The following is an 8,352-nucleotide window of genomic DNA, read 5'->3' as shown; positions in this document are numbered from 1 at the left end:
GAAGGGGTAAAAATTGAGGACATAAGATATGTGATCTCCCATCATCAGGCTTTGTCATAGTGCATGAGGCATATTGAAGAGGAGGGTTTTGAGGCGAAAGAGTATTATGACACTGCTGGCGCGGCAAGGGACTTGGCCGCTTTAAAGATGCCATTTACGGCTGCAATAGCCAGCGAATTGGCGGCCAAAACATATGGGCTGGAAATCCTTAGAAGGGGTTTCGAGGACCTTGATACGAACACGACGAGATTCTTCGTGATGGGAAGAGAAGCCAGAAAGTGCACTGGCATGTGCAAGACTTCAATGATATTTACCACTGAACACAAGCCGGGAGCTTTGTTCAAAGTTCTTGGAGAACTGTCGGATCGCAATTTGAACTTGACAAAGATAGAATCAAGGCCATTTACGAAGGAAATGTGGCACTATCTCTTCTTCGTTGATTTCGAAGGAAGTGGATCGGAAAAGAGAGTTGGAAAAGCTATCAACGCAATAAGCAGTCGCTGCAGCTACTTCAAGCTCCTGGGTTCCTATCGATCTGCAAATGATGTTGAGCTAAACTCAAATCAGTTAACATAGATAACGTTGACACGGGAAGTGGTAACGGAAAGTGCAGGTAAACTGATTATGCGGTGAAAATTATCATAAGTATGTGGTAATCGATAATTATAAGAGCTATCTATTAGCAGTGTTTCAGTTGACGCCTTTTCAGAACTCTCAAAAAACAGAGGCCTCCTCTCTACAGATTGCCTTGAAAAGAGGCCCAACTTAATCTCTTCTAAAATATAGTTATTCATTCTTCAAAATAGGGAAACTGAGCTATTCTCAACCGTGCCGCACCGTAAGGAATCAAACATACTTTCTCTAACGGCCCCTCTGGTCTTACAGGGCTTTCTGGGAGAGTCCCGGCCGAATTCCTTTCCCACGACCATTCCTCTACCTTGGCTGCATCGGCTTCAATCAAGACTGGAACTAGATTCTGATCAAAGGGTTGTTCAGACAATTGTTGTGTTCGCTTGATAAATGAAAAGCTCTTTTCTGGGTTCTTAAGATCCACTTTCAAGGCGTAATTCCATGGACTGGTTGTATAAACCTCATATTCAGGAAACTCCCCGTCTTTGTTCGTAGTGTTCCACTTTTCATCTAGTCTCAAAGCGAAAAGAAGAGGACCTTTCTCGACACTAAGTGAGTTTTTGAACCATTTAGAGGTTCTAACCCTAGACCGGAAAACCAACTCGACCCTATCACCTCTGTTCCATAAACGTTTTATGGTTAGGTAACCCTCATTGTTTTCCGGATCAAACGCTGAACCATTGAGAGTAACTTCACTTTTTGTGGCCCATCCTGGAATCCTGAAGTGAAGTGGTATTTCAAAATCAGCATTATTATCAATAAGAATTTCGATTTTGTCGTCAAAAGGATAATCAGTTACTTCTCTTATCAAAATAGTCTGCCCCGCTACGGATGTTTCTATCTTGCAAGGACCATAAACGCCGAAAACCAGTCCGCCGTCATCACTCTTGTAACATAGATTCTTAACGAATTTTGGCCACCCTTGATGCATGTTCGCTGTACAGCAACCAAAGTTCGGTTCAAGTCCGAAGAGATTTGAGTCATCTAGATTGTTATACCAATTGCGTTTGGCGTGACTGCACATAATCTGATTCACTTGTTGATCGTATTGGTGTGTGAGTAGCTCCTTATCAATTGTTGCAGGCAATGCGTTGTATGCAATTTTCTCGAGAATATCCGCGAACTCTGTATCGTTGAAAACTCTAAAGAGTATCTCGAGTGAGAACATATACTCAACCACCGCACATAACTCAGTTCCTCGCGATGGATCGTTTCCATTTAAGTGTTCGTCACCTGTTACCATTCCATTTGATGTTCCGTGGTAATCAATGAGCTTTTTTATTCCTTCTTTGACTATTTTTAGCTGATTCTTCTCTCCGTAGAGTAGGTACCTTAAAGCCGGATACTTAACACCCATAACTACATTTACTACATGAGTTTCCTGAAACAACTTAGAATATGTAGTGCTGTTCGTTCTTTCCTCGTATTCGTAAAGCCCTTCGAGTCCCTTTCCGCCCGTAGCTTTCATAAATTTCTCCCAGTCCAGATACTCTCCGGTCGGTTTTGTGTACTTGAAGTTTTCGAAATAATTGGACCAGTTCATTGACTTTTCAAAAAACCTTTTGGCTAGATCTATCAGGAACCCTTCTCCAGTGATGCTATAGAGCCAGAGTATCACGTAAATATTCTCCACACTTCTTGTGTTTTCCCAAATTGCGAACTCTCTGGAATCTATATTTTGCAGTTGATACATGAAATACCTGGTCATGAAATGAACTACACGCTGATCCTTAGTGTATTCAAAGTAGTTCTTCAAAACCTTGAGCATGACCATTCTTGGCCACCAATCATCATTATCCCTGGGCCCGAAGAACCCCTCCTCGTTCTGGCTTTCCAAAGTCCAGGATATCCATTTTGCTGCCTTTCCCTTCAGTTTTTCATCCTCTAGTAGATAGGCCAGAGGAATGAGACCATCACAGTAATATGGTCCTCTTTCCCAGTTTTCACCGCTTCCCCCGAGCCAGCCGCTATCCGGTCCCACATCTTTCCAAACCTCTTCCAGTCTTCCTGTCAAACCTTTTGCCTGAATCTTGAGTTGTCTTTCCAGCCACCCGGCAGGTCGAATCTCACCAAGAGGCAGTTCCATAAGCTCCACATCTATCATTGTTTCACTTCCTTTGTATTCATAAAGCTTTTCTATTCTTTGTTAGTTCCTGCTGTCATGCCTTCTACATAGTATTTCTGCAGGAGAAGGAACACAAGAATACTGGGTATGATGCTGAATGTTGCGCCAGCGTTTATAAGTCCCCAATCGCGCGTAAATCTAGTTGTAGCGAATAAGGTAATTCCAACCTGTATGTTTCTAACGTCATTTGAGCTGGTGAAGTTTAGAGCGAGTATAAAATCGTTCCAGGTCATCAAGAATACATAGACTATTACAGTTGCAATTGCAGGGAGCGCAAGCGGTAGATGTACCTTGAAGAGTATTCGCATTTCTGAAGCCCCGTCTATAAGGGCGCTTTCCCTAAGAGTATTTGGCAATGAAGAGAAGTAATTCTTCATCATAAAAATGCAGAAAGGCATGGAATAAGTTGTGTAAATAAGCGAAACACCAAACAACGAATCTAGAAGTCCCATCGCATTCATCAGATCATACAAGGGAATCAGAAGAGACTGATATGGGACCATCATTATAGACAGGATTATCACAAAGATGATATTGCTACCTTTGAAAGCGAGCTTGCTTAAGGAATAACCTCCCATTATACTAAGTATCAGAACCATCCCTATACTTAATCCACAAAGGATGAAAGTATTTAATACATATCTTGTGAATATGGAATCCCCGGCCGTGAAGAGCTTCGTAAACTGGGCTAAGGTTGGTTGTTTCGGTACTAAACTGGGCGGATATGACAAAACTTCACTCGAGGGTTTAAAGGAAGTTATCGCAGCCCAGTAGATCGGTATTACGAAAATTATCGAGATTATGATTAACGTAATGAAGAGTTTCTTACTCATTCTGGAATCCTCCCGCCTTCAACTGCAAATAACTAATGAGAAGCAGGATTCCCAAGAATATTACCGACACCGCCGAGCCAAATCCAATGTCGTAAAATTCGAATCCGATTTTGTTTATGTACATTACAATAGTCTCTGTAGTTTTTAGTGGGCCTCCCTTAGTCATTATGTAGAAGTGATCGAAGGCTTTGAAGGAACCAGCCAGTGAAAGAATCAAAGCCAGTACCAGTGTAGGACGAAGAAGAGGAAGCGTTATGTACCTAAAGACTTGTGATTTCTCCGCCCCATCGATCGAGGCTGCTTCATAAATCTGGGGGGAAATACCCTGCAACCCTGCAATGACAATTATCATAGTGAATCCAAGAGTCTTCCATGCAACCATTATGGAAACCATAACTCTTGACAACCATGTCTGCCCAAGCCAGTTTATTGGTTGGCCTATCAAGTTAAGAGATATTAAAATGTAATTCAGTATTCCATAGGAATCGTTGTAAATCCATTGCCAAATATAACTAGCAGCAACAAAGGAAATCGCATATGGTATGAAAAAAATCGTTCTGAAAATTTTTGTGGAACGTGAAGTCTTTTTCAAAGCGTTGGCCAGCAAAACTGCAGGAACAAAAATCATTGGGGTAACTATTATTGCGTAGATTACGGTGTTCCAAAGGGTTTTCCAGAACTCATCATCTACGAGTGCCTTCTTGTAGTTTGACAAACCTACAAAACTCGATCCCCCCATTATCTTCCATTCTTGGAATGACATCAACACTACCTTAATCAAGGGATAGATGAAAAATATGCTAATCATCACAATAACTGGAAGAAGGAATATGAACCCAAATAATCCCTTCCTTGTCTTCTGTTTCATTGGCGGTTCCTCCTAAAAAAATCGGGATGGTAAAATGCCATCCGATGAGGGAAGAAATATTTATTCTGCAAGTATCTTCTCTATTTCCTTTGTGCATTCTCTTACTGCTGTTTCTGCATCCATCTGACCTAGAAAGACGCTCTCAAAGTAATAACCAACTGGATCATAGATTTCATTGTACTTAACAGTGTATGGAGTTTGCGCTATGCCAAGTATATCTGCGAAACGCATCATCTGGGGGATGTCCTTGTAGTATTCGTTATCATAAAGGCTAGGTCTCGCCACTAGCTGTAGACTTGGAGCGAAGGCACCGACCTGGGCTTCTTCAGAGAACGCAAATTCCATGAATTCTTTCGCCGCTTCAACATTTTTGCTTTGTGAGGTTATTCCGAGAAGGCTTCCACCACCGAAAGAAGCGAATTCCCCTCTGTTCTTAGGGATCATAGCTACTCCAAATTCCATATCAGGTGCATCTTGTAGCAGAGACGTTATGTTGAAGTTGCCGCCGAGGAACATAGCGAGTTTCCCTGAAACGAACGCATTGTACCTGTCGCCAGAACCATACTGGACAGATGAAACAGGAGCAATCTTGTGCTTATGAACAAGATCCGCCCAGAACTGTAGAGCTTGAACTGTCTCATAAGAATCTAGCGCTACGTTTCCTTCATCATCAAACATTCTTCCGCCGTTACCCCAGACAAAGGGCATGAACCAGAACATATAAGCGCCAGCTCCGCCACCTGCAAGGTTGAATCCCCACTGATCAATGATTCCGTCTCCATCTTTGTCAACGGTTAGTTTCTGCCCCATTTCGACAAGTTCGTACCACGTTTGAGGTGGCTGTTCAGGATCCAAACCTGCCTCTTCAAAAAGGCCCTTATTCCAAAGCATTGTTGATAGGTCAATCTGGTAAGGCAATCCGTATATCCTATCATCCTTCATGCCAATTTCTAGCATTCCTTTCGTTAATTCATCAAAGAAAGGTAGTTCTTTGGCCCATTCCGTAATATCAGTGAACGCGCCGATTGAAATAAAGAAAGGAAACTGAACAAGATCCATTCCGTAGAGGTCAGGAGCAATTCCAGCGGAGAGGGCCGCCATGAACTTCGGAACCATTTGGTCGTAAGGTATCAGCTCAAGCTTCACTTCGATATCCTTTCCTTCTGCCTTCATTTTTTCGTTGAACATCTTGACTATGTCTTCCGTTGCTGCGAGCTGGTCCCACATGACGAGTGTCGTTTTTGCCATTAGGATGCCAGAAAAAGCAAGAGTCACCACCAGGATCAATACCAACAGTCTTCTTGACATAATGAAACCTCCTTCTTGGATTATCAGTTGTAGTCCTGTCCGAAATTCCATCACTTGAGAACGTTCCCGGGTGCGTTACCACCCTGATTCTATCATAGTTTTCGTTTCAATCAAAACCAGCCATAACTAATCTCATCGAGTGAGACGCCGTCTATCTCGATAACTACACTGTTTCTTGCTTTAGCGCGATCTTTCCACACCGAAAAACTCTGATAGAATAATATTACTTGGTCCAGTAATGAGGTGATGCTTTGAAGAAGAACTACGCTACCATTAAAATGATTGCTGAAGACCTTAATCTTTCAACTTCCACAGTTTCGAGGGTAATCAACAAGCATCCAGATGTTTCGCAAGAGACTAGAAGGAGAGTGCTTAAGAAGATTGAGGAGTTAGGCTATGTAAGAAACGCTACAGCTACGCTTATGCGAAATAATGTAAGCACGACAATTGGAGTTATCTTCGAGGCTGAGTACGATCCGTTCTTTTCTGAGATACTACAGGGAATTGAGAAAGGTATATCGAAGTACAACTATAGAATGATTTTGATCAACACTAAATTGAGATCTGCAGAGGCTAGGAGTGCAGTAAACATGCTTCTTGAGCATCGAGTTGGAGGGATAATAATTGTCCCAAGCAATCCCGAGATCTCTTATGCTAAAGATCTAGTCAAGCGTCAATTCCCGGTTGTAGTAATCGGTAGAGATTACAAAGAACTTGATGTAGATGAAGTTTTTACAGACGACTACCATGGCGGTGAGCTTGCTGGAGAGTATTTGGTATCTCGTGGAGCAACTCGTCTTCTGATGATCAATTCCAGAGATTCCGGTTCTGCTTCCAGTGAGAGGGAAAAGGGTTTTGTAAAGATTGCCGAGGATAAGAAAGTGTACTATGAAGTAATAAATGATCGTGTTACGGATTACGATAATACTTTCAAGATAGTGAGATCTATCTTTTCAGAGTCAATTCCTTTCGATGGTATCTTCTGTTTCAATGACACTAGAGCCTTTGCAGCTATCAATGCTCTAAGGAGCATAGATGAGTCGTTGCTTAGAAAGATATCTGTAATTGGATACGATGACATTATCTTTTCCTCTATTTTCTCTCCAAAACTAACATCCATCAGAATAGACAAAGATATGGAAGGATTCGAGGCTGTGAAGTTGTTGGATCAAAGGATCAGAGGAGTAAGAAAGTCAGTGAAAAGAGAGGTACTGAACGTATCTTTGGTAATAAGAGAAACTTAGTTGCTTCATATGCCGTTTGTCTTGCTGGTTCTATGAAGAAATGAAGATTCTCTTGAATACGCGATTTTTCTAAATACAGATGCATTAATTCTTTCCGAGAAATCGGAATCCCTAAGTAGTCAAGATTAAAAGTAATGCTATCTTCAACACCAGGGTTATCAAAATGAACAGCCGGAGACATTCGCAGTCCCCGGCCGGAAAAGCTTTCTTCGTTAAAGTTATTACTGGCCGAGCATCTTCTCCATTACTTCTAGCGCTTCGTCAGACAGAAGTACCATTGCGAGTCTTTGAGTAGTGAATTTGTTTTGCACGGGTCTCTCAACTATACCTGGTCTGCTGGCATTGAGCCTGTCGGTCATCTTCTCTTTCATGACTCTCGTTCTTTCGTCAACATCGAGATTCTTGAGGCGTTCCTGAGCTTCGGGAGGGAGATTTCTGAACTGCTGTCTCATCTGTTCCTCAATCTCCGGAAGTCTTTCTTCGATTCTCCCTATAATGGGTGCATTTTTCTCATGCACTTCAGAACGATTGGCTAATGGCCTTTCTCTGAAGTATTCAGCAAGATTCTCGGCCTGTTCGACCGTGATAACTGATTTCAGACCGCTCAGATAATTCTCGACTATCGACTGCATTCTTGTCCTGGTTGAATCAATTTCTGGAAAAGTCGCTTCTTCGCCTGAGATTGCTTTTTCCAGAGTTTCTTCAAGAGTATTTGTGACTCTTTCCTTTAGAGCTTCGAGTTCGTCGCGGGTGGATTTTGCGAGATCGTACACTTGACCCAGCTGTTCAGGAGAGAGGTTGGCTGCATTTATTGCATTTGCAATCTGGATTTGCAGACGTAGTTCCAAAATCTCCCCATCCATATCATTTCTAAAACCGGGAGAAGCTGTGGCCACTACTCCTAAAATCAGCATTAGGATCGAGAGAACTGCTATCTTCTTCATTTCTGTCACCTCCATTTGAGACTAAGACTATTATAAGAACCTGTAAGTGGAAGGAATGTGAAATGGTTTAACGTTCTTATTCCTCATTCGTGATAAGGCTCCTCAAAGCAATTGAAAACAATATTCAATATGGGGGACGAGGTTGAATCCTTTTTTGGGGCTTTTTGTCAAGGTTATTTCTAATTGATCATTTTGAGTTGTTTTAGCACGGATTGAAGAATCTGGTGATCTCCTTTTCAGCTCGAATAGACGGGCATATCTTCATCTTTTCTACAATGGCGAGAAGGCCGCCAAAGATCAGGCAGAGATGAACGATTATCTGAGCAGACTATACAATGATCTGGTAAACAACACACGTGAAGAATACCGCATGAAGGACTACGACAAATACTTTACTGTT

At 42.0% G+C, this 8,352-nt stretch carries 7 protein-coding genes and 1 pseudogene; 3 read left to right on the top strand and 5 right to left on the bottom strand.

The genetic code is table 11. The features are described 5' to 3' along the window. Window positions 1-63: 63 nt before the first annotated feature. Window positions 64-576, top strand: a complete 513-nt coding sequence (locus tag BG32_RS04860) for a prephenate dehydratase domain-containing protein (protein WP_259459525.1) — start codon at window positions 64-66, stop codon at window positions 574-576. Between the two features lie 214 nt (window positions 577-790). Here the strand turns inward: BG32_RS04860 and BG32_RS04855 are convergent, their stop codons facing one another. The 4 genes from BG32_RS04855 to BG32_RS04840 are packed head-to-tail and all read right to left on the bottom strand — an operon-like array spanning window position 791 to window position 5,764. Beyond that, a complete protein-coding gene (locus tag BG32_RS04855) occupies window positions 791-2,734 on the bottom strand; it encodes a beta-L-arabinofuranosidase domain-containing protein (RefSeq protein WP_014731736.1) in 1,944 nt (647 codons plus the stop codon). A gap of 32 nt (window positions 2,735-2,766) precedes the next feature. Next, window positions 2,767-3,588, bottom strand: coding sequence for a carbohydrate ABC transporter permease (locus BG32_RS04850; protein ID WP_006490014.1), 822 nt, complete (start codon window positions 3,586-3,588; stop codon window positions 2,767-2,769). After that, on the bottom strand, window positions 3,581-4,456 hold the full coding sequence (locus BG32_RS04845) for a carbohydrate ABC transporter permease (protein WP_014731735.1): 876 nt from the start codon (window positions 4,454-4,456) through the stop codon (window positions 3,581-3,583). The genes BG32_RS04850 and BG32_RS04845 overlap by 8 nt, the downstream gene beginning before the upstream one ends. A 60-nt stretch (window positions 4,457-4,516) precedes the next feature. Further along, window positions 4,517-5,764, bottom strand: coding sequence for an ABC transporter substrate-binding protein (locus BG32_RS04840; protein WP_014731734.1), 1,248 nt, complete (start codon window positions 5,762-5,764; stop codon window positions 4,517-4,519). A 251-nt stretch (window positions 5,765-6,015) separates the two neighbouring features. On the opposite strand from BG32_RS04840, the gene BG32_RS04835 reads away from it, so the two are divergent. Further along, window positions 6,016-7,008, top strand: a complete 993-nt coding sequence (locus BG32_RS04835) for a LacI family DNA-binding transcriptional regulator (protein WP_014731733.1) — start codon at window positions 6,016-6,018, stop codon at window positions 7,006-7,008. Between the two features lie 221 nt (window positions 7,009-7,229). Here the strand turns inward: BG32_RS04835 and BG32_RS04830 are convergent, their stop codons facing one another. Then, window positions 7,230-7,952, bottom strand: a complete 723-nt coding sequence (locus BG32_RS04830; protein ID WP_014731732.1) for a hypothetical protein — start codon at window positions 7,950-7,952, stop codon at window positions 7,230-7,232. A 232-nt stretch (window positions 7,953-8,184) separates the two neighbouring features. Between BG32_RS04830 and BG32_RS17080 the strand changes: the two are divergent. Further along, window positions 8,185-8,352, top strand: a pseudogene (locus BG32_RS17080) (transposase); the annotation flags it as partial.

The organism is Mesotoga sp. HF07.pep.5.2.highcov (assembly GCF_003666285.1).
Taxonomy (GTDB): Bacteria; Thermotogota; Thermotogae; order Petrotogales; family Kosmotogaceae; genus Mesotoga; species Mesotoga prima.
The sequence above is the reverse complement of the archived record's forward strand: the minus strand, read 5'-3'. Positions and strand labels throughout refer to the sequence as shown.